General features: G+C 49.6%; 16 protein-coding genes. 6 read left to right on the top strand and 10 right to left on the bottom strand.

Translation table 11 applies throughout. From position 1 onward, the window contains the following. Window positions 1-239 precede the first annotated feature (239 nt). The 3 genes from HII30_RS04980 to HII30_RS04970 all read right to left on the bottom strand — a co-directional run bounded on the left by HII30_RS04980 (window position 240) and on the right by HII30_RS04970 (window position 4780). Window positions 240-2672, bottom strand: coding sequence for an MMPL family transporter (locus HII30_RS04980; protein ID WP_169503896.1), 2433 nt, complete (start codon window positions 2670-2672; stop codon window positions 240-242). A gap of 34 nt (window positions 2673-2706) precedes the next feature. Beyond that, on the bottom strand, window positions 2707-3327 hold the full coding sequence (locus HII30_RS04975; RefSeq protein WP_169503895.1) for a TetR family transcriptional regulator: 621 nt from the start codon (window positions 3325-3327) through the stop codon (window positions 2707-2709). Between the two features lie 196 nt (window positions 3328-3523). Beyond that, the gene (locus HII30_RS04970) at window positions 3524-4780 is read right to left on the bottom strand and encodes a mechanosensitive ion channel family protein (protein WP_169503894.1); all 1257 of its coding nucleotides are present in this window, start codon (window positions 4778-4780) and stop codon (window positions 3524-3526) included. A gap of 191 nt (window positions 4781-4971) precedes the next feature. Here HII30_RS04970 and HII30_RS04965 point away from each other — a divergent pair, with 191 nt between their 5' ends. Next, a complete protein-coding gene (locus tag HII30_RS04965; protein ID WP_169503893.1) occupies window positions 4972-5604 on the top strand; it encodes a cyclodeaminase/cyclohydrolase family protein in 633 nt (210 codons plus the stop codon). 92 nt (window positions 5605-5696) lie between these two features. On the opposite strand, the gene HII30_RS04960 is transcribed toward HII30_RS04965, so the two are convergent. Beyond that, window positions 5697-6014 carry a hypothetical protein gene (locus HII30_RS04960; RefSeq protein WP_169503892.1) on the bottom strand — a complete coding sequence of 106 codons (318 nt, stop codon included), beginning with the start codon at window positions 6012-6014 and terminating at the stop codon, window positions 5697-5699. Between the two features lie 122 nt (window positions 6015-6136). On the opposite strand from HII30_RS04960, the gene HII30_RS04955 reads away from it, so the two are divergent. Continuing rightward, the gene (locus HII30_RS04955) at window positions 6137-6835 is read left to right on the top strand and encodes a class I SAM-dependent methyltransferase (RefSeq protein ID WP_169503891.1); all 699 of its coding nucleotides are present in this window, start codon (window positions 6137-6139) and stop codon (window positions 6833-6835) included. Here the strand turns inward: HII30_RS04955 and HII30_RS04950 are convergent. The 3 genes from HII30_RS04950 to rlmD all read right to left on the bottom strand — a co-directional run bounded on the left by HII30_RS04950 (window position 6789) and on the right by rlmD (window position 10524). After that, complete coding sequence (locus tag HII30_RS04950; protein WP_169503890.1) at window positions 6789-8114, bottom strand: voltage-gated chloride channel family protein; 1326 nt, start codon at window positions 8112-8114, stop codon at window positions 6789-6791. The genes HII30_RS04955 and HII30_RS04950 overlap by 47 nt on opposite strands. A 24-nt stretch (window positions 8115-8138) precedes the next feature. Then, the gene (locus HII30_RS04945) at window positions 8139-8708 is read right to left on the bottom strand and encodes an SF0329 family protein (RefSeq protein ID WP_169503889.1); all 570 of its coding nucleotides are present in this window, start codon (window positions 8706-8708) and stop codon (window positions 8139-8141) included. Between the two features lie 250 nt (window positions 8709-8958). After that, a complete protein-coding gene (gene rlmD, locus HII30_RS04940; RefSeq protein ID WP_169503888.1) occupies window positions 8959-10524 on the bottom strand; it encodes a 23S rRNA (uracil(1939)-C(5))-methyltransferase RlmD in 1566 nt (521 codons plus the stop codon). Window positions 10525-10948: 424 nt separating this feature from the next. Between rlmD and HII30_RS04935 the strand changes: the two genes are divergently transcribed. Beyond that, on the top strand, window positions 10949-14059 hold the full coding sequence (locus HII30_RS04935) for a stalk domain-containing protein (protein ID WP_169503887.1): 3111 nt from the start codon (window positions 10949-10951) through the stop codon (window positions 14057-14059). 122 nt (window positions 14060-14181) lie between these two features. Here the strand turns inward: HII30_RS04935 and ppsA are convergent, their stop codons facing one another. Beyond that, window positions 14182-16797: a phosphoenolpyruvate synthase gene (ppsA, locus tag HII30_RS04930; protein ID WP_169503886.1), complete on the bottom strand. Its 2616-nt coding sequence runs from the start codon at window positions 16795-16797 to the stop codon at window positions 14182-14184. A 277-nt stretch (window positions 16798-17074) separates the two neighbouring features. On the opposite strand from ppsA, the gene HII30_RS04925 reads away from it, so the two are divergent. Then, window positions 17075-17986 carry a TIGR01777 family oxidoreductase gene (locus HII30_RS04925; RefSeq protein WP_169503885.1) on the top strand — a complete coding sequence of 304 codons (912 nt, stop codon included), beginning with the start codon at window positions 17075-17077 and terminating at the stop codon, window positions 17984-17986. 105 nt (window positions 17987-18091) lie between these two features. Here HII30_RS04925 and HII30_RS04920 read toward each other — a convergent pair whose 3' ends face one another. Next, complete coding sequence (locus HII30_RS04920) at window positions 18092-18595, bottom strand: GyrI-like domain-containing protein (protein WP_169503884.1); 504 nt, start codon at window positions 18593-18595, stop codon at window positions 18092-18094. Window positions 18596-18654: 59 nt separating this feature from the next. After that, a complete protein-coding gene (locus HII30_RS04915; protein WP_169503883.1) occupies window positions 18655-19620 on the bottom strand; it encodes a helix-turn-helix transcriptional regulator in 966 nt (321 codons plus the stop codon). Window positions 19621-19775: 155 nt separating this feature from the next. Here HII30_RS04915 and HII30_RS04910 point away from each other — a divergent pair, with 155 nt between their 5' ends. Then, on the top strand, window positions 19776-20264 hold the full coding sequence (locus HII30_RS04910; protein WP_211184438.1) for a PH domain-containing protein: 489 nt from the start codon (window positions 19776-19778) through the stop codon (window positions 20262-20264). Continuing rightward, window positions 20257-21756 (top strand): PH domain-containing protein, encoded by a 1500-nt coding sequence (locus tag HII30_RS04905; protein WP_169504098.1) that lies wholly within the window; start codon window positions 20257-20259, stop codon window positions 21754-21756. Before HII30_RS04910 ends, HII30_RS04905 begins: the two co-directional genes overlap by 8 nt. Window positions 21757-21849 lie beyond the last annotated feature (93 nt).

Below are 21849 nucleotides of genomic sequence, written 5' to 3'. Positions count from 1 at the left end.
GCACTCAGCAAGCAAAATGATTGAAATAAGCTTGGAATTCAAGCTTATCTCCAGCGCGCCTTCACTGACACACACCAACTGTCTCCCGAATATGTGCAATCATTGGCTACTGCAAGCTTGCAGTGAACTTTTTCCGCCGTGTTCGCCGAGTGACTCGCCCGTATGCCGGACCCACGCAAATAGAAGCTGCTCCGCAAGATCTGATGATCTTTTGGAACAGCTTCTTTTAGAGTGTATATTTACTTATTCGCCTTACGGACCTGACCCTCACTGCTCTTCAGCTGGGCAATTAGCTTATCACCTTCGACATCCAGGTTTGGCAGCAGGCGGTCCATCCATTTTGGCAGCCACCAGGCTTTGTTCCCGAATACTGACATTAGTGCAGGCACCAGCATCATACGTACGATGAAAGCATCCACCAGAATACCGATCGCAAGCGCGAAACCAATCTGCTTAATCATCACATCATGGGAGAAGATAAACCCGGCAAAGACGGATACCATGATGACCGCAGCCGCGAGAACGACACGACTTGCCTGCTGATATCCAAGAACCACGCTATCTGATCCTCGGTGACCGTGAACATAAGCCTCACGCATGGAGCTCACCAGGAATACCTGATAGTCCATTGCCAGGCCATACAAAATGCCAGTAACCATAATCGGCATGAAACTGAGCAGCGGACCGCCAGTGTCAAAAGCGAACAGCGAATGAAGCCAGCCCCATTGAAAGACTGCTGTCGTAATACCGAATGTAGCCAGCACGCTCAGTACGAACCCAATCGTTGCTTTGATAGGTACGATGATGGAGCGGAAAACAAGTAGAAGAATGATAATCGATAGAATGACGATTATGCCAATATAGAGCGGGAACACTTCAGCCAGCTTCTCTGACATATCAATGTTAATTGCGGTGATACCAGTAACGCCAAGCGATAGATTAAAGTTTTTCGCCAGGTCAGCATCCGGATTCCGAAGAGCTTTCACCAAATCTTTTGTCGCTTCGTCATTCGGACCGGATTTAGGAATCAGGCTGATAATGGCCATCGATCCATCTGCGTTCATGCCCATAGGGCTAACCAGAGCCACATCCTCATAATTCTGGAGCTCCATCAGCGCTCCGCCCAACATTTCCGGCGCAACAGGTTTTCCATCATCACGGCTTTCCGCCACAATGATCAAGGGATTGTTAAAGCCCTCACCAAACGCCCCAGCTACTGCATCATAGCTCTGACGGGCGGTCGTATCCAGGTTGGCCGTATCACTGGATGGAATCCCCATCTTCATCTCTGCCACGGGAATGGCAGCTGCCCCAAGCAGCACAACAGAACCGATAATGACAAGAATGCGGTGTTTCACAACCCCTTTAACCCAGCGGTAAGCAAAACCTTCGCGGGTGGAGGTTGCTGCATGCTCATTATACTTGGCACGGGCCTTCGCGGAGACAATTCGCTCACCGACCAGACCAAGCAGTGCCGGCAGCAATGTCAGAGCAATCAAGACATTAACAAACACGCTCGCGGCAGCCACCAGGGCCATCGTTGACAAAAATTCAATTCCGATGACAAGCATGCCGCACAGTGCGACAATGACTGTCATTCCTGCGAAGAATACAGCACTGCCGGCCGTTCCGACTGCCCGGCTTGCCGCTTCCTCAGCATTTAATTTACCATCAAGAATCATACGGCGTTGACGATTAACGATGAACAAGGAGTAATCAATACCGACCGCCAGGCCGACCATAAGCGCGAGCGCCGGGGTAATGTCGGTCATTACGATAAATTTGGAGATTCCGAAAGCTCCGCCCACACTGATGGCTACGCCAAGGATCGCGGTCAAAAGCGGCAGTCCGGCAGCAATAAGGGAGCCCAGTGTCATAAAGAGTACAACGGCTGCAATGACAATACCGATGGCTTCCGTCGGGCTGGTCAGGCTCAAGGCTTCCAGTGTATCGCCAGGCAGTGCGGTGATACCGGAGCTTCCTTCTTCTACTGCCTCCACCGAGTTGACGATAGAATCCAGCACCGATTTAGGAACGGAAGTCTGCGCCACCGTGAATTGAAACTGGAACAAGGCCACACTCCCATCCGACGCCACCAGCACGCCGGGCACAGAAACACCGTCCACGATGAGCGGCCCATAGGGCGGTGCCGCAGCCTGACCCGCTGCAGATGGGTCTGCTTGACCTGCCGCGGATGGGTCCGCTTGGCCTGCTGCAGATGGGTCCGCTTGACCCGCAGCGGCAGGGTCTGTTTGGCCCGTCTCACCTGACGCACTAGGTGCCGCGGATGGATCAGCTCCGCCATCGGCTGTCATTCCAGCGGCCGCAGCTTGTGCAGCCAATTCAGCAGGATTAATGACATACTCTTCGTTATATACATCATTGACTGCTTTACTAATCAGAGCTAACCGCTCTGGTGTATCCAGACGTTCACCCTCCGAGGCCGTGAACACCACGCTTCCTTGTCCGCCTGAGGCTGCTGGAAGTTCTTCCGCCAATTGATCCAATACTTTCTGCGCTTCGGTTCCTTCAATCTTCATATCCGAGCTGGAATGCATGCCGTTAATCCCGATCATGGCAATAACAATGGCTAAGACTGCGACCCAGCTGACAATATAATGCCAAGGTTTGTTGAAGGCTGATTTAGCCACTTTGTAAAGAAAGGTTGACATATTAAACGTTTCTCTCCTTTGTATCCAACTTTGATTACAGCGGCTGGAAGCCGGTGCGCAAATATCCGAACATGGTTTCTACATACTGCTCAATGGTAATTGCTCCGGGACGGTCAATCGCCGATTCACCAGGCATCAGCACCTTGACGTTTCCGGTCAGTAAAGGAATGACAGCTCCATATACCGCCCCCGCCAGCATGTGAACATAAGCATCCGAATAACGTCCATTCACGGCCCCGCTTACAGCCACCTGGGCAGACAGCTGCAGCTGATGAAAAGCGCTGAGAATATAAGGCTCTATCGTAGGATAACGCCTCGATAATGCCACCAAATCCCGCATTTTCCGGATATGTTCTGTCACAAGCTGAAGCTTCATCAAACGCTGAAAAATATCGAGCGGAGTGATATTCTGATCCATCTCGGACAGTACGGTTTCAGCTTCACTGGCACTTTTGACCGATACGGCAGCTGCTGCTACGGCTTCTTCCTTGCAGGAAAAATGATTCGCAAACGTACGCCTGGAGTAGCCCGCTTTATGTACGATATCGTCCACGATAAAACCGTCCAATCCCCGATCCACCGCCAGTTCGTATGCAGCGTCTGCAAGAGCATCTGCGGTTGCTTTTCTCTTAATATCACGCAAGCTTGCATTCATGTTCCTTCACCCGCCTTACGAACAGAATAATTATATTATTGCCCATAATGCAATATTGCACAATGGGCAATTTATGAACGAAATAGTACGATACAATGAAGCGGAATATACTAAAAAACCTTTCTCACCCTCAGATCTGGCCTTGAGGAGAGAAAGGTTTTTGACACTGCACTATTTTACAACTGCTGGTTCTGAGTTATGAGTACCCTCGCTCCAGCGGCTCGGATTTTAACATACTCTGCATATCATGGCCTGACGGATTCTGGAATACCCGGAGCCCGAATTCCGGCGCAATCGCAATAATATGATCAAAGACATCGCCCTGAACGGACTCGTAGACAGCCCAATCTATGTCATTGGTAAATGCGTAAATTTCCAGAGGTAATCCATTTTCAGCGGGCTGCAGCTGTCTGACCATACAGGTCATATCCTTATGAATTTTAGGGTGACGCTGGAGATAACATTGAATATATACCCTGAATGTCCCGATATTCGTCAGCGCTCTGCCATTAACTCTATTGGAACCATCTATTCCGTGTTCGATATTATACTGCTGAATTTCCTTTTCTTTTTGGGCAATATAATCCTGCAGACAGTGAATGCCTTTAAACTTTTCGACCATCTCCGGACTGCAGATAGAGACACTGTTCATATCCACATAAATGGATCGTTTGATCCGCCGGCCGCCGGAATTCTGCATCCCTCTCCAGTTCTTGAACGAATCTGAAATCAGCGCATAGGTTGGAATCGTTGTAATCGTCTTATCGAAGTTCTGGACTTTTACGGTATTCAGGGAAATATCCAGAATATCTCCGTCTGCACCGTAATTCGGCATTTCAATCCAGTCTCCCACACGGACCATATCGTTCGAAGTCAGCTGAACGCCTGCAACCAGTCCCAGGATGGAGTCCTTGAAGACGAGCATAATGACAGCGGACAGTGCACCAATCCCGCTGAGCAGAATTACAGGGCTTTCTCCCATCATATTAGCGATGAGAAGAATCGCACCAATGATATAAATGAAGATTTTGACCACCTGAATGTAGCCCCGGATCGGTCTAGCTTTGGAGATCTCATAGGTGTTATAAATATCATTTACCGCATTCAGGAACGCACTCAATACCAGGAGCACAACAACAATCATATACAGGGCGACACCCTTCTCGATCAGATGCTGATACCCCGGAAACAGATAAGAACAATAATATATGATGAGGGCAGGAACCACATGTGAGAGCTTGTGGAAGACCTTGCGTTCCAATAAATAATTGTCCCATTGATAGCGGTTGTTGGTGATGTAGTAGGTCAGCACATTCAGAACAATTCTTTTGGTGATATAATTTGCCAAGATGCACAGCAGGGCGATGACCACGATCATGATCCCAGTGGCCAGATAGTTGACCATCGCACCTTCAATTCCCAGATTGACAAGCCAATTTTTGATTAAATCCATTTTTTCCTCCTTTGCGTTTGTAAGAGCACGTCTTATCCCGGTTCAGGATGACAGCAGAATGAACAGCGACTTCAATTTTAACATATATGACAAGACGTCTGAAAATGAAGTCCGTGATCGGTTATATATAACTATAGGAATGCAGCAGCATTTAAAAAAATCCATAATCGACGCTAAGGAGGCCGCAGACAATGAAATCAATGTCATGGAACCATTCGATACAGGATTTTCTGGAGCAGACCGGAAGCTTGCAGCCAACTCCGGGCGGCGGCAGTGTCGCATCTTTGGTCACGGCGCTTGGTGCCGCTATGACCTCCATGGTCGGGAATTTTTCTCAAGGAGAATCATTTGAACATGCTGAGGAGCAGATGATGGCTGCCGTGGATCAAATGAAAGATTTATACCAGCAGTGCGAAGAGCTTATGCAGGATGATATCTCTTCCTTTGGTGCCTTGGTAGAAGCTATGAAGCTCCCCAAAGAGACCGAGAAAGAACAGCACAGCCGTCGTGATGCTATCCATGAAGCCGCTGTCCAGGCCATTGAAGTTCCGCTGCGCCTGATGCAAGCCTGTCGGGACGGATCCCGCTGCGCTTACCGTATTGCTAAAGCCTCCAATCACAATGTCGCTTCCGATCTCGGCATCGGAGCCATTCTGTTCGAAGCTGCTGCTCAAGCCGGGTTATTGACCGTACAGATCAACCTTCCGTCTCTGCACGACTCCGGGATGAAGGACCGATACCAGACGCAGGCTTCTTCGCTCCTGCTTCAAGTGCAGGAGAACAAAGAACACATTCTAAGTGTGGTGCACGGCAGCATAAATTAAATGACAAAGAGCAGCTTCGCAATGGAAGCTGCTCTTTGTCATATTCCGGTCAAGGCTTTTCAAAGCTATACATCAGCTTCAGCAGTCCTCTTCTAGCTTGCCCTGACCAGTTCCCTGTGACCACCATAGCTCATGACTGCAAAAACCGCGTTAATCACTGCGAACAGATAATATGAAGTATTCATAACCAGCGCCACAGCCAGCGATACAAATCCCAGAAACACCAGAAATCCGCAGGTCACCTTGGGGACCTTGAACACGAACATCCACGCGATCAGCTGAAATAATAAAAGACACCCGCCTATGTAGTGAATCATCACTCCGTCAAACCCTTTTGGCTCAACGGTAAAATACTGATAGCCCATGAGAAGAATCCATACGGCCAGCAGCAGTCCTGTTGCCCCTCTCACACCAACATTCCTTTCTTGTTTTTATGACAGCTCATGATGAGAAGCTATATCTATCATAAACATGGATTCCATATTTTCCAATAAAGAAAAAGAGCTTGGCAGTGAGTCTGTGCTGAAGACTTATGCACAGCCGTCCTGCTCAACCAGCAGTAGAATCTTATCTAAAGATCAATTTCAAGGTTATTGTCCACTCCTCATACAAAACTGAGGATTATTACTGGGGAGTTGAGCCGAATGCAGCGTGCTTCCAGGTACTGCAGTTTATGCCGCCGGTCAGACGGCTGAAACTGCTGGATCTCGGCTGCGGTGAAGGGAAGGATGCTGTCTTTTTTGCCCGAAATGGATACGAGGTTACCGCACTGGATGTTTCGGATGCCGGTCTTCGCAAGACGCAGCAGCTAGCTGACAAGGCCGGGGTCCAAATTCATATCGTGAAAGCAGATATTCTGGACTACCGGCTGGATACATATTACGATGTCGTCTTCTCCAGCGGCGTGCTGCATTATATCAAGCCAGAGCACCGCAGCGACATCTTCGATAATTACAAAAGGTTTACCCGTCCTAACGGTATTCATGTTTTGAATGTATTTGTGGATAAACCTTTTATCGCGCCGCCGCCTGAAAAAGAGCCATACGCATTCCCATGGCATTCCGGTGAACTGCTTACGCATTACCGGGACTGGCGGATTCAGGACAGTGCGGAAATTATTTTTGACTGCTGCTCTTCAGGTATTCCGCACCGGCATGCCATGACTACCCTGGTTGCACAAAAGGTTAGTCCTTCTTCTCTTGCTGCCGCCGCAGATTCTTTACAGAAGTGAGCGTAGTTCCCTCTGGAATAGTTAACAGGCGGCTTTTGGAGACACCGATCCGCTGAGATGTATAAATACCGGTATGACCGGAGAAGAGGAAGCTGACCATACATGCGATAAACATATAAACGGCTCCTTCCGAACCAAACAATTCGACACCCATAATAAAGCAAGCGATTGGCGTGTTTGTCGCTCCGCAAAAAACAGCGATAAAACCAAGCGCAGCCAGAAAAGGTGCATACAGCCCTAATATGTCCGCAAGGCTGTTGCCCATTGTAGCTCCGATTGCGAATAAGGGAGTAACCTCACCGCCCTGAAATCCGGCCCCTAACGTGACCGACGTAAATATAAGCTTCCACAGAAACGCAAATGGGGCAGCGTCGCTCTGAAATGATTCCTCGATCAACGGAAGACCTAGTCCAAGATAGTCCCGGCTTCCCGTAAGGCTGACCAGGAGGATCACCAGCAAGCCTCCTACAGCGCTTTTAAATACTGCGTTCTTGAACAAGTAGGCATATACCCGCTTCAGTGCATGAGTAAGCTCGCTAAACAAGAGGCTGACCAGTCCGAATAAAATGGAGGCAAGAACGACCTTGAGCACGATCGGAATTTCTATGGCGGGAACGAAACCGATCTGATAATGGATATGATGAGCCCCCCACAAGCGCGTCGCAACCAGGTCGCCGATAAAACTGGCCGTGAAGCAGGGTAAAAGCGCTCGGTGGCTGATCAGGCCGATGGCGATGACCTCCAAACCGAAGATCGTACCGGCAAGCGGTGTCCCGAATATGGAGCCAAATCCGCCGCTGATACCGCACATTAGCAGGATTTTACGATCGACCGCGTCGATTCGTATGATTTTCCCGAACCATTCGGCTAAACTGCCGCCCATCTGAACCGCGGTCCCTTCGCGCCCGGCTGAACCGCCAAACAAGTGGGTCACCAATGTACCAAACAACACCAATGGGGCCATGCGCAGCGGAATCGTCTCTTTCCCCTCACCAATTTGCTCAAGGATCAGATTGTTTCCTTTGGCGCTGTTCAGACCATATTTCATATACATATAGCTTACCAGTGCACCGCCGACCGGCAGCAGAAACAGTAGCCATCCATTCTCCATCCGGACATTGGTAACGTAATCCAGGCTTTTCAGAAAAAAAGCCGAGGCTGTACCAGCCAGCACGCCTACTGCCCCGCCCAGCACAATCCATTTCAAAAACGTGCTCCATAAAGCGAGATGGCTTCTTCTCTCTGCTAACAAGATCCACTTCTTATATAGGTTCTGCATACGTATTTCCTCTCTATGTAGTGATCAACACGTACCCAACCGCAGTTTATAAAAATACTGCACAGCGGGATGCTTGGACTTTATCGAGTCCGTCATGTTCAAGATCCGCTTTTTCCCAACCCGACGGTCCGCCAAGGCTAGAATATTCAACAAGATATCATGGCTCTCCAAGCTTTCTTCTATAGAAGTAGATAAGAACTTGTTCGCTGTAACGATAAAATTAGATTTGCTTAATGTGGTCTGGGCGGACAAAAGCTCCTTAGCAAGTTTAGTCATCTTTCGATTTCTTGCAATGACGTGTAAACGATCCTCCGGAACGTTCCCCTGGGCACTTGTTCTGACCGCTTCTATTTCCTCACCGGTGATCGGAATCTGGATATCTGCATCATTCTTAACGTCCAGCTCTGACTCATACCATCTGATAACGCTGGCTTTGTCACCCATATAGAGTACATTCTTTTTATCGACTGAGATATAACAAAGTCCGGGTTTGTCGGGTGAATACCGGTAACCGGCAGCACGATACTCGACTCTCCCCTGTAACGCCGGACTGAGAAAGCTCTCCAGCTGCTGTTTTAATTTGCTCCAGGACATAGTTCCTCCTAAGTTGATACGTGAGTTATTTTTGGTATATGGATTGATGTGATACTTCCATAACACTATTGTCCATGAGGCCGCGTAAAAGATCAATCATAGCAGGCAGCTTAGAGGCATTCGAGCTCAATGTATGTGGAAAACCACATACATTCCAGAGCACAAGCCACTTTCGAGTTCATTGTGTGTGGATAACCGCATTCAGGCAAAAGAGTCCGAGAACCTCATAGCGATTCTCGGACTCTTCCACTTATCGTTCCAGCAGCGCCACGCACTCTACATGGCTCGTCTGCGGGAACATATCCACCGGCTGCACCCATTTCAGGCTGTAACCGCCGTCCAGCAGGACCTTGCAGTCCTTCGCGAGCGTGGACGGGTTGCAGGACACGTAGACGAAACGCTTCGGCTTGGTGCGCAGCACGGTGTCCAGGAAGCGGGCATCCAGGCCAGTCCGCGGCGGGTCTGCGACGATGACGTCAGGTGACAGGCCGTCCTTGACCCAGCGCGGCAGCAGCTCCTCGGCCTCCCCCACATGGAACGAGATGTTATCCCGTTCGTTGCGGACGGCATTCTGCTTCGCATCCTCGATCGCTTCGGGGATGATCTCGATGCCCCGCACTTCCTTTGCATATGGCGCAAGCCAGAGTCCGATCGTGCCTGTGCCGCAGTATGCGTCAATCACGCTCTCTTTGCCGGTCAGCCCGGCTGCGCCGCGCACAGCTTCGTACAGCTTCACCGTCTGCTGCGGATTCAGCTGGAAGAATGCCCGCGGTGACAGGGAGAACTGCAGGTCGCTCAGTGACTCCTGCAGCGTATCTGCTCCCCATAGCTTAATGGTCCGGTCACCGAATATTAGCGATGTTTTCTTCGGATTAATGTTAAGCGCAATCCCGCTGATTTCCGGCAGTGCGAGGCGCAGCATCTGCACCACATCCTCCTGCCTTGACAGCTTGTTTCCCGCAGTGACGAGCGTTACCTGCATCTCGCCAGACTGGAAGCCGTGACGGACAACGACCGTCCGCACCCCGTCCTTGCTTCCATTCTCCTTGTACAGCGGAATGTTCAGCTCCTCCAGCACGGCTTTAACCTTCTCTACCGCTTCATTCACTTTCGGATGCTGGATCGGACAGCCGCTGATATCCACGATGTCATGGCTTTCGGCCTGATACAGGCCGGCGATCACCTTACTGCCCCTGCGCTTCAGCTGAAGCTGGGCTTTATTCCGGTAATCCCATGGATGCTCCATGCCGAGCATCGGCTTGATCTTAACAGCCTCGAGACCCGCATAGCGGCTGAACGCCTCACGGACCATGTCCGTCTTCGCCTGCAGCTGTCCTTCATACGAGATATGCTGAATCTGGCACCCGCCGCAAATGCCGAACACGGGACAAGGCGGCTCGATCCGCTGCGGGGAGCGCTTTTCCACTTCCAGCAGCTGGGCTTTCATAAACTTCGGCTGCTGCTCCTGTACCTTGGCCTTGACGACTTCTCCCGTAAGCGCACCGTCCACAAATACTGCCTTGCGGCGGTAGTAGCCCACACCTTCGCCATTGATACCCAGCCGTTTTATTGTGACCACGATCACATCACCGGGCGCAAGCTCCTCTGCATTGTCACGGGAGGACGGGCGCAGCCGGGAGGGTGCGGGAGCTTGTCCGCCTTTCCCCTTACCACCGCCTCTCCCCCCGCCAAAGCTGCTGGGTCGGCCGTGCTGACCTGCCGGTTTCCCTAAAGGGGCAGCCTTTCGAGTGCTTTTCCCTGACGCCCCAGCCGGAGCTTTTCCATTCTGTGCTCCTGGATTCTGTCCAACTTGCATTACCGGCTTTTGCTCCTTTTGCGACCTACTACCAGCTTCCGAATGCTCTGTCTTACGCAGCTGAAGGTCCCTCTCACGCATGAGGTCGCTTTTTCCCGACTCCCGAAGAGGTGTTTTTGCACGGTCTGAACGGCCTTTATGTTGGTTGGTTCTCTGATTATTCTTCTTATTTGAAGAGCGCGGTGTATCCATTATATGCTGCAGCTCCATCCTGTTTGGTTTTCGTGTCCACTATACCATGTCCATCAAGCCAATTCCATGACATAACCCGTGAAAAGCCGCTCTAGCACAGGAATAAAAAGCCCCACATAAAAAATATTTTTCTAATATCGTCTTATCTTCTGAAACTTTACTCCTGTCCGATCTGTCATATAATAGAGGTAATCTTAACCAATTGATTCAGCATTTTAAGGAGGTCAAGTGTGTGAAAAAGTTTTGGGCTGTCATTCTGACAGTCGTCTGTATTCTGCCGCTGTTATTTCAGGGGCAGGCTCAGGCAGCAGCTCCCATCAGTGTTGTCATTGACGGAGTCCGGTTGTCTTCGCCACAGCCGCCCATCATGATCCAGAACCGGGTTATGCTGCCGATGAGGGTTATTTTTCAGAAGCTCGGCGCAAAAGTAACCTGGAACCAAAAGACCCAAACCGTAACAGCCGTAAGAGACAACTCCACCATCGTACTCAAGATTAATGCCAAAACAGCAACTATTAACGGCAAATTTACAGCCCTGGATGTTCCGGCCAAAAACCTGAAAGGAACAACCATGGTACCGGTCCGTTTTGTGAGTGAAGCACTCGGTGAAAAGATCGGATGGAACTCCAGAACACAAACCGTTACCGTCACGACATCGGACAGCTCCGCACCAGATAACAGTCTCGGGCCTGTCACTTACATCACGTTAAAAGATATCGGAGACAGCGGAGATGGCCGGGATCTGCAGGTCAGCTTCTCCAAAGCTGACAATGAGCATCAGGCATCCCAGTACCGGGTATTTGTCGTAAAATCCTCAAAAGCATCTGCTTTTAATGAGGCTTCCGCGTTCAATGTGCCGCCTTCCAGCTATGCTGCCGTATTTCCGAATGGCAGCGATCCATCGCTGAATTTGACGGCAACCTCCCGTGACACGGACGGCGAGATGATTCGTGAGAACCAGGCTTATGTCGCCTATGTTCTGGCTGTAAGCAAGTTCAGCGGCTCTTCCCAGCTGTCCAAAGCGTCCGCACCCCTGACACTGCTGAACCAGCGTGCCGTAGATGCTGTAAGTAATGTACGGGCGACGGATGTGAGCAATTTCGGGGACGGACGCGACCTCTCGGTATCGTTCACCCGTGCGGCATCGGAAAACAATATTTCTACCTACCGTGTGTTTGTCGTAAAGACACAGAATGCTTCCGGATTTAATTTGAACACAGCCAAGTCCTTGCCAAGTACATCCTATACCAATGTATCAAGAACCAGTTCCGGCTCCACCACACTCTCCTTGAATCTCGGCTCTTCGGCCAGAGACACGTCGGGTGAACTGATTCGCAGCGGTGTACCGTATACCGTATATGTGATGTCCGTCAGCAGCAATGAGAACACCATGCCGAGCAAGCTCTCATCTCCTTCTTCATCGCTGACGCTGAACAGCAGCTCTTCCGCTGTACCAGTCATTACACAGGTTACTGACATCAGCGACTATGGGGATGGAAGAGATTTGCGAGTCAGCTTCAACAAAGTGACTGACGAATCAAGCATCAGTTCTTACCGTATTTACGTTGTGAAATCAACCAATTCAGGATCTTTTGACCTGAACAGAGCGAACAACATATCCAGCAGCAATTATACAACTGTCGGCAAAACCGGAAATAATCAGACTCATGCTCTGAACTCAGGATCGCGTGACGTCGACGGAGCAGCCATCCGTAACGGAATTTATTATCGTGTGTATGTCATGGCTGTAAGCAGCAGCGGTTCAGCGGCGAACCACGTTCTCTCAGCTGCCTCCAATGAAATTATGCTGCTCAGCGGTAATAGAGTGGACCCGGTTTCGAACGTAGCCGCCAGCGATATCAGCGACTTCAATGACGGACGGGATCTCCGGATATCCTTCAACCGGGCCAACAATGAAAGCAATATCAGTCATTACCGGATATTTGCCGTGAAATACAACAGGTCCTCCAGCTTTGACGTGAACAGCGCCAATAACTTGTCGAGCTACTATTATACGCAGGTCAACAAAACCGGCTATAATATCAGCCAGACGCTCTCTGCGGTAACCAGAGATACCGATGGTGATTATATCCGCAGCGGCAGCAGCTACCGGATCTTCGTGCTCTCTGTAAGCAGTAGTAATGCTGACAGCAATACACTCTCATCGTCTTCACCATATGTCACCCTGACAGGAAATCAGCTTGTCACTGCAGTCACGAACATTGCGGTCAATGACATCAGCGATTACAATGACGGACGAGATCTGCGCGTCACCTTCAACCGTGCTGCCAATGAAACGGTCATCGATTCCTATCGCGTTCTCGTCGTCAAGAATAGTGATGCCGGACGTTTTGACCTATCCTGGGCGAACAATGTAGGCAGCAGCAATTATACTTACGTCAGCAAAACAGGCAGCAATTTGACTGCTAACCTTTCATCGGCGGCCAGAGATGTGAACGGTGACCAGATTCAAAATGGAATTGCATACCGGGTATTCGTCCTGTCTGTTGGCAGCGGCAGCTATGCAGGCACCTATGCATTGTCCTCCTATTCGCCTTCGATCACGCTGACGGGCAATACAGCAGTTCCTGCTGTTACTAATGTTACAGCCGCCGATGATGGTAACAACAATGACGGGCGGGATTTAATCATATCGTTCAAGAAAGCCGATAATGAATCCCGCATCAGTGGATATCGTGTATATGTCGTTAAGGTTGCCAATGCAGAGACGTTTACACTGGCCTCAGCCAATGCAGTGAGCCCGCAGAATTATACGTCTCTTGACAAAACCGGACGAGATTTCAATCAGAGCTTGACGTCGGATTCCAGAGATGTAAATGGTGACCGTATTCGCAACATGACCCCCTATCAAGTGTTTGTACTATCCGTCAGCAGTGACGGGGTTGCGGCCAATAACAGCCTGTCGGGTCCACCGTATCCTTCCATTACTCTGGAGGGTACGAAAGTGGCCGCACCAATCAATGTAAGCGCAAATGTCTATTCCGAGAACGGGGTCGCTCAGTATGTTGCTGTTTCCTTCTCCGTCTCCTCATCCGTCAACGTCGGGAAGTACCGCGTCATGGTTGTTCCGCAGGAACAAAGCTTCGGTGAATCGGGAGCCGCAGCCGTTGCGGAAGGCAATTATACAGAAGTTGATCCTCAAGAGGGAACGATTAGTGTTAACCTGCCTCTGAACGTTAACAATGTGCTGGGTGCGCCGCTGCAAGATTCAAACCGCAGCTATAAAGTAGTGATTCTGGCAGTAGGCAATGCCAACGAGACCAGCTCTACCGCTATCTCAGCAGAGGCACCCTTGACCGGATGGCCTATGCAGGGTATTTAACTGAAAAGCCTGTCATATAAAATCCTGACCCGCCGTAGTATCGGCAGGGTCAGGCTTTTTCGTGTATTATTTATTTTCGCTGCCTGCTAAGGCTGTCGAGACGGATCTCGACAGCCTTCTTTTCACAGAAATTCTACATAGCCTCCAGTTCCATGTACGCGAATTCGCTGCCCATCTTTTATCAACTTGGTGGCATTTTCGACGCCGACAACGGCCGGCAGGCCGTATTCTCGGGCGATCACCGCTCCATGGGTCATCAGTCCGCCAATCTCGGTAACGAGACCTTTTATGGACACAAACAGCGGCGTCCAGCTCGGATCCGTAAAGGTGGTGACTAATATATCGCCTTCCTCTAAATTTGCGTCTTCTATACTCAGGATAACCCGTGCTCTCCCCTCTGTAACGCCTGAAGACACTGCCAGGCCTGCCATCGCCCCATCGGGAATGTTTTCCATGCTGTACTTCCCTGTAATGATTTCACCTTCAGAGGTGATCACACGCGGAGGTGTCAGCTTTTCAAATGATTTGTACTCTTCTTTTCGCTTGCTGATGATTTCATCATCCACTTTATGCGTAACTAGGACTTCGCGAAGCTCTTCCAAAGTGAGATAATAGATATCTTCCTTCTCAGAAATAACATGGGCTTGCAAAAGCCGGTCTGCTTCCTTGAGCAAAGCCTGCTTGTAAACAAAATATCGGCTGACCATACCGTATTTGGGATATTCACGATAACCAATGAAATTTCGCAATACGCCAATCATTTCCTTGGTCTCTTTGACCTTCTCCTCACCATCCGGCAGCTGCCTCAATCGCTCCAACAGCTCTTGTTCCTTCTTCATGGCTTGCTGTCGTCCTAGCTCAAACCTCCGCCGGCTTTCATGGGGCTCGAACATTTTGATGCTGCTGAGCAGTATAGGTACAAGCGCAGTTGGTTTTTCGCTGAAGCGCGGTTTCGTCATATCGATTTCTCCGCTGCAGCGCATGCCGTATTTGTCAAGATACGATTGGATGGCATCCCGGACTTCCTGCCCGCCGTCAAACTCCACTATTGTTTCGAGAAAAGTGTCGTCCTTTACACCCCGTAAATATTCCGTGATTTTGGTATAAGGACGGATCACATCTGCCACATCCATCAGCGCCATACCCATTTCCGAAGTAATATTGCCCGGTACAGATTGAGAAAGGACGTCTGCTGCATTTGTTTCCCCCAGCCAGTCGCTCATGTTATCTTTGAGCCACAGCGAAGCATTGATCGCGGCCGTAAATACAGCTGTACTTGTCGGATCGAACAAGATTCTTTTGAGCTCCTCCACATCTTCCACTATAAAATCAATGACATCCGCTCCCGATTTCCCTTGAATGCTGCCTTTCAAGGCTTCTATGGAGCTTTCCGTTTTTCTAATCAGATCAGAAACAATGGATGGGTCGTATTGTATCTGTGCTGGAGGCGGTCCAGCGGAAGGCTTTCTGTTTCCGGTCTGACCAGCGTTCTGCTCTTTTTTATCGTCAGGTAAACAAGTTATAAAATCCCGCTCGATGATAGTCATGACGGCATCTTTGGTAAGCGGATCGAGCTGTCTCATATTTTGAAGCATCACTACTCTTCCCTCAGGTGAAGCCAACATGGGTGTCGCATCAAAAAACAATCTTCCACCCGCTTCAAACCATTGACCAGTCGATAAGCGTTTCATTAAAGACATTCCGAGCGGCTTTAAAGGGTCTGTCATCATTTGCTGATGGCCGACAGATAAATAGACGTGATTGTCTTTATCCTTTGCTTCAGGTACAGGGTATAGGGTTGTAATGGGCCGGCTTTGCACAACATAAAAGGAACCGTCCGCCAAACACCATTCGATATCCTGCGGACAGCCAAAATGTGCTTCGATCTTTCTGCCCAGCTGCTCCAGCTGGAGCATGTGCTCATCACTCAGCACCTGCATGTTCTGCCGCTCGGGATCAACCGCCTCTTCCTTCGTTCCTCCCTCATTCAAGGGAAGAACAGCCCGTTTCTTGGCGGGCACCTTTTTGGCTATAATCTTGCCTTCACGCACTTTATAATTATCCGCATTCACCAGGCCGGAGACCAATGCTTCGCCAAGCCCGAAACCCGCATCAATGGATAGGTTCTTTCTATTACAAGTGACGGGATCCGCAGTAAACAAAATTCCCGCCGCCTGGGGAAAGACCATTTTCTGAACAACAACAGACAGATCAACTTTACGGTGGTCAAACCCGTTTTGGTTGCGGTACGTAACGGCCCTTTCTGTGAACAACGACGCCCAGCACTTGCTGATATGTTTCAAAATAGCTTCTTTTCCGATGATGTTTAGATACGTGTCCTGCTGGCCAGCAAAAGAAGCCGCCGGTAAATCCTCTGCCGTTGCACTGGAACGTACAGCATAAGCATCCTGTTCCCCAAGCCGGGAGAGAGCAGCGTCGATTTCTTCATGCAAGTCTTGAGGAATGGGTATACCTTCGATAATTCGGCGAATCTCATGGCTGAACTGAGCGATGCTGGTCCGGTCTTCTACCTTGAGATGACATAATTGATCAAGCAAATGGTAAAGCGATGAGGTTTCTCCCATGAGTTTTCGAAAGGCTGCTGTAGAAATACAAAAGCCCTCTGGTACAGTAATCCCCTCCATATTAAACAGCTCTCCCAGGTTCGCACCTTTACCTCCAGCCACCATACGTTTCGTTTTGTCGATGTCTTGAAAACCAAGCACAAAAGTACCCATTGCTTCATCCCCCATTCGCAAAAATGGTCATTGACAATTCAACGTAAGAATTGTAAAATTAAATTAGGAAGATAATTCATACATATTTTCATAAAATTGTCAATGACGCTACAGATTATATCATGGCGTTTTTTTAGGTTCAACTACTATTTCAGAATGATGGCTCTTGCATGTATGAGGGTCATCTTTTTTTGTGTATATATAAAGCATACTGTCATTTGATTGTGTCTCAGCGGATCAGCTATGATAGTATAAAACACATTGCGGGGTGAGGCACATGAAAGTCGCGATTTGTGGAGGGACAGGATTTATCGGCCAGGCATTGTGTGAGAAATGGATAGAAGAAGGCCATGAGGTTATTGTGGTCACACGTTCCAAGCCGGCCCCGGAGGATCGAAGTGAACTGGAGCGAAAGCTAATCTACTTGACCTGGAATGATATGGATCAGCAGCCGCATCTGTTCGAGGGCTTGGATGCCTTAGTCAATCTCGCCGGCTCTTCCTTAAGCCAGCGTTGGACCGATGCTGCCAAGAAACGCATCATGAACTCACGCCAACAGACCGTTGCCTCTGCAGCCAAACTGATGACTTCACTGACACAGCCGCCGCCGGTCGTCATCCAGGCATCCGCGATGGCGATCTACGGAACCTCGGAAACCGAAACCTTTGATGAGAGCAGTCCTGCCACGGTCATGGACTTCCCCTCCCGTGTGGTGCAGGCCTGGGAAGAAGCGGCCGATAAAATTCAGGCAGAACGTCTGATCAAGCTCCGGATCAGTGTCGTGCTTGGAAGTGAGGGCGGGGCTTTTCCCAAGATGCTCTTCCCTTACATGCTTGGTGCAGGCGGTAGAATCGGCAGCGGCAGACAATGGATGTCCTGGATACATATCGACGATATCGTCAGACTGATCGAATTCTGCATTACAAACGACAATCTTTCATCGGGTCCTGTGAACGCAGCGTCACCGAACCCAGTAACGAACGACGAATTCGGACGCACGATTTCTGCGGTATTTCACCGGCCGCATTGGTTCCCGGTTCCTGCATTTTTATTGCGTACCGTTCTCGGGGAATTATCCCTCATTCTGCTGGAGGGACAGCGAATCATACCGGCCAAGGCCGAGAGAAACGGCTTTATATTCCGCTATCCCGAGCTGAAGGATGCGCTTGCGGAGTTAAAGGAGCACTGACACCGAATAGGACATACTATCTGAAACAGTCCGCGGACTCTTGGTCCGCGGACTTGGGTGCGCAAAAAAGGCCAAGCTCGATGAAAGCTCGGCCTTAAATGATTTCTATTGCACCGCGATGTAAACCTCTACCTGTGTATCCACCGGGTTAAATCCTTCTACCGAAACCGGATAAAGTTCAAAATCCCCTGTATAGCTTCGTCTTTCATCACTATGTAAGAAGTAGCTCCATATCCTCTGCCAAGTTTCCGGCACCACCTGGTGCATCGGGCCTCTGCTGCTGGTAAACACCAGATAATCCGAAGCGGGAACTTTGGCTTTAGCATAGGAGGCCGACTCTTCGACTTCTGGGCCTTCGGTTTCTTCATACCCGATCAGCAGCGTATAGTCACCATGCACACCTTCTTCATATTCTGTGTATAGTCCATAGATGAAACTTCGTTCCATGGTGTGATCTTGAACCATGTTTGAGGAAAAAAACTGCTCCCATAATCCCGGGATTTTTCCATTAGGACCTGCCTCTAGCGAATTTGAAGTTCTTGCCAATACTCCTGCCAGCCGGAACGCTGGTCTTGTGACTCGTTTTATTTCGGTTTCTGGTTTCTTCATCCTGTATATTCCTCTTTTCCAAACGTGATGAATCCAGTGTAAACCGTGAATGTGGACAGCTATGTGTCCAGGTTCCGATACTGTGCGGCAATTTTTTTCGCTCGCCGTGACAATTCTTCTGCAACCCAAGAAGGTCCTTCAACCAGAACAGTATCTCCCATACTCAGCAATGTCCCATATAACCATTCATCCACTTTAAGCACTGTGGATATGACCACCGAACCATCCGCTGCTTCAATCCAGCGTTCAGGATGAAACCAATCGGCCGCTCGCGGCCGTGCAGAAGGTGTGAACCTGAGCGTAACCGTACAAGGCATGCCTTCTGACCAGACCGAATTCCAGCTTAAAGCATCCAATTGGGGTCTCAAACGGGGCTGAGCCCGAGTTTCCAGCAATTTAATCTGCTCTATTCTGGATATCCGGAAAAGACGATGATCTTTGCGGTATAAACAGTATGCCTGAACATACCATACATTCCCCTTCAATATAAGCGAAACCGGCTCAACCTCCCGCTTCCGAACTACAGAATCTGCACCGGAGGATACATAATGAATGATAGCTCGTTGTTTTTGGGCGATGCATGCTCGTAAGAGATCAAGCTGCTCTCGAATCCCCTCCCGCTGTCCCCATGGATTCAAATCCATAATGAGCGGTTCGAAAGCCATGTGGTCTTCCTCGGGAATCCGCCCAACCTTGGCCTTATTAAGTAAATTTTGAATTTTATCAAGCAAAGCTTTTGTTTCCGGACTGCCGAGTGCTTGATGGATTCCTTTCGCCGCTGTGAACAGGGATCCCATCTCTTCTACCGACAGCCAGTATCTGTCGATCATAAAAGATTTCATAATTTCAAATCCTCCGCTTAAGCCCGGGTAAGCTACAACGGGGATTCCTGCCTGACTGATCGTATCCATATCCCGGTAAATCGTTTTGCTGGACACTTCAAATCGTTCCGAGAGCTCTCTGGCACTGACTCTGCCTTTATTTAGCATAAGCACAATGATACCAAGCAATCGATCTATTTTCATAGTTTCTCCTTCTTTATCTTAACTCTCATTAAACTCACTCAAAATACGTAAGACATCGTTCAAGTATCCTTTACCTGACGTTAAATAAGCTGTGCTACAATAACAGGACTGACACCTAAGAATATCGCTTCATACATAGCCAGGAGGAATGACACATGATCGAAGAACGATTACGGGATATGCGCCGCTGCCATCCGGATTACGTGAAGGTATCCCGTATTTCCGGAATTATAGGCGGTGTAACTTTAATGACCGCTGCTGCGGCTTATCTGCTGTTGGCGCAAAGCAAAGGATGGACACTAATTCCCGGCTGGGCGGCGCTGGCTCTTTTTATCATAGCGTTCATCTGGTTTACCTGCATCGAACCAGGTCTCACCTATCGTACATTCGGCTTTAAGGTGTCGCCGGAGCAGCTTGAGCTTGCCTCAGGTTATATCTGGCTTTCTGATACCGTTGTTCCCATGACACGGGTCCAGCACGTAGAGCTCGAGAGCGGACCACTGCTGAGAAGGTACGGTCTTGCCGAGGTGAAGGTCGTTACAGCCGCCAAAACCCATGTCATCAAGGCTTTAGAAAAAACCGAGGCAGAACAGCTCAAATTCCGAATCGGAGAGCTTGCCAAAGTGGTGGATCATGATGAGTAAACAGCATAACGTCCGCCGGCTTCATAAGCTCTTCATCCTGTTTCCACTGGTCGGATTTCTAAAGGCTCTTCTGCCTCTGACGGTTTTCTTTATGTTCCGTCTCAATCAAGAAAACGGGTTACTATCTGCACTCTGGCCCTGGACAGCAGGAGCCGGCGGGATCATTCTGCTCCTGCTGCTGACAGGATGGATGGACTGGAGACGGTTCACTTATGTATTGGAGGATGACAAAATCGTCATTCGCCGCGGTATCTGGCTGCGGGAGGAACAATCCATATATACGGGCCGCATACATTCCATGAATATGGAGCAGCCGATTGCTCAAAGACTCTTCGGTCTGACTCAGGTAAAGATTGACACCTCCGGGAAAAATGAAGACGGCGGAAAGCTGCCCGCAATCTCGCATGGTGAAGCCGAGCATCTTCAACGCTGGCTCCGGGAACGTACTCACATTCGTCATGAGGATGATTCCATAGTAAAACAAATTGAGGAAAAGAACGAACTTTTCCCGGGAAATGACACTTCCTGCCGGAAAGATGCCGAATTGCCGGCAGAAGAGCGAACCGTGCTGCTCAAGCTTTCTGCTGGACGTCTGCTGCTCGCCGCTCTGACTTCGTTTAACCTGTCACTCGCCTTCGCCTTTGCTGCGGCTATCGCTTCCTTTGCCGATGATTTGCTGCCGGATCAGCTGTATACCGTACTGTTCAAGGAAGCAGGACAGCTGCTTTCCGGCGGATGGACAGCTGCTATCATTCTTACTTTAATTCTTGCCTGGCTGTTATCTGCGGTTCTATATACCGTGAAGTATGCCGGCTTCACGGTAGAGCGTGTCGGCCAGCAGATCGCGGTAACCTGTGGACTGCTGGAACGAAAGCAGATGTTCTTCTCGCCGGGACGTGTTCAGGCCGTCTCCGTCAAAGAAGGTCTTCTGCGCCAGCCGTTCGGTTATGCCGAGGTGAAGCTCCATGTGCTGACTTCGGATTCTGACAAGCACCTGGTGCTGCATCCAATGCTCCCTTTAAAAGAAGTTCACGGTTTACTGCACAAAACGGTTCCGCATTTCCAAGCTCTTCCCGTGGACACTCGTTCTCCGCGCAGAGCCCTGTGGCTGTATCTCCGGCTGGAAGCATTGTTTACTACAGCAATATGCGCCGGCTGTATCTGGTACTTCAAGACACCTGGTCTGTGGTCGCTTCTGCTGCTTCCGCTGTCCATTTTTTATGCATACTGGACACACCGTGATACCGGCATGGCCCTGCATGAGAAGCAGTTAATTCTTCGCACACGGACACTCGCAAGGCACACCCGCTATGTCCGGCGTCCGCAGGTCATCAGCTTATCCGTTAAGGGAAGCCGATGGCAGCGCCGCCGCAAACTATTATCATTCGAAGTCAGCCTCATTTCGAGTCAGTATAACGGGCAGATTACGGGAATGGAACAAGCAGATGTGGAGCACGTCAAGCTGTGGTTCATGAAATCTGGCTCACCTTAGGCTTAACAGGTTCGGCACAAGTTCAGCACAGGATATGGATAACGTTGAAAACTAATGCACACATCTATATATTTATATACATACGATCTACAT

It is taken from the genome of Paenibacillus lemnae, assembly GCF_012933385.1.
Classification (GTDB): domain Bacteria; phylum Bacillota; class Bacilli; order Paenibacillales; family Paenibacillaceae; genus Paenibacillus_AQ; species Paenibacillus_AQ lemnae.
The sequence above is the reverse complement of the archived record's forward strand: the minus strand, read 5'-3'. Positions and strand labels throughout refer to the sequence as shown.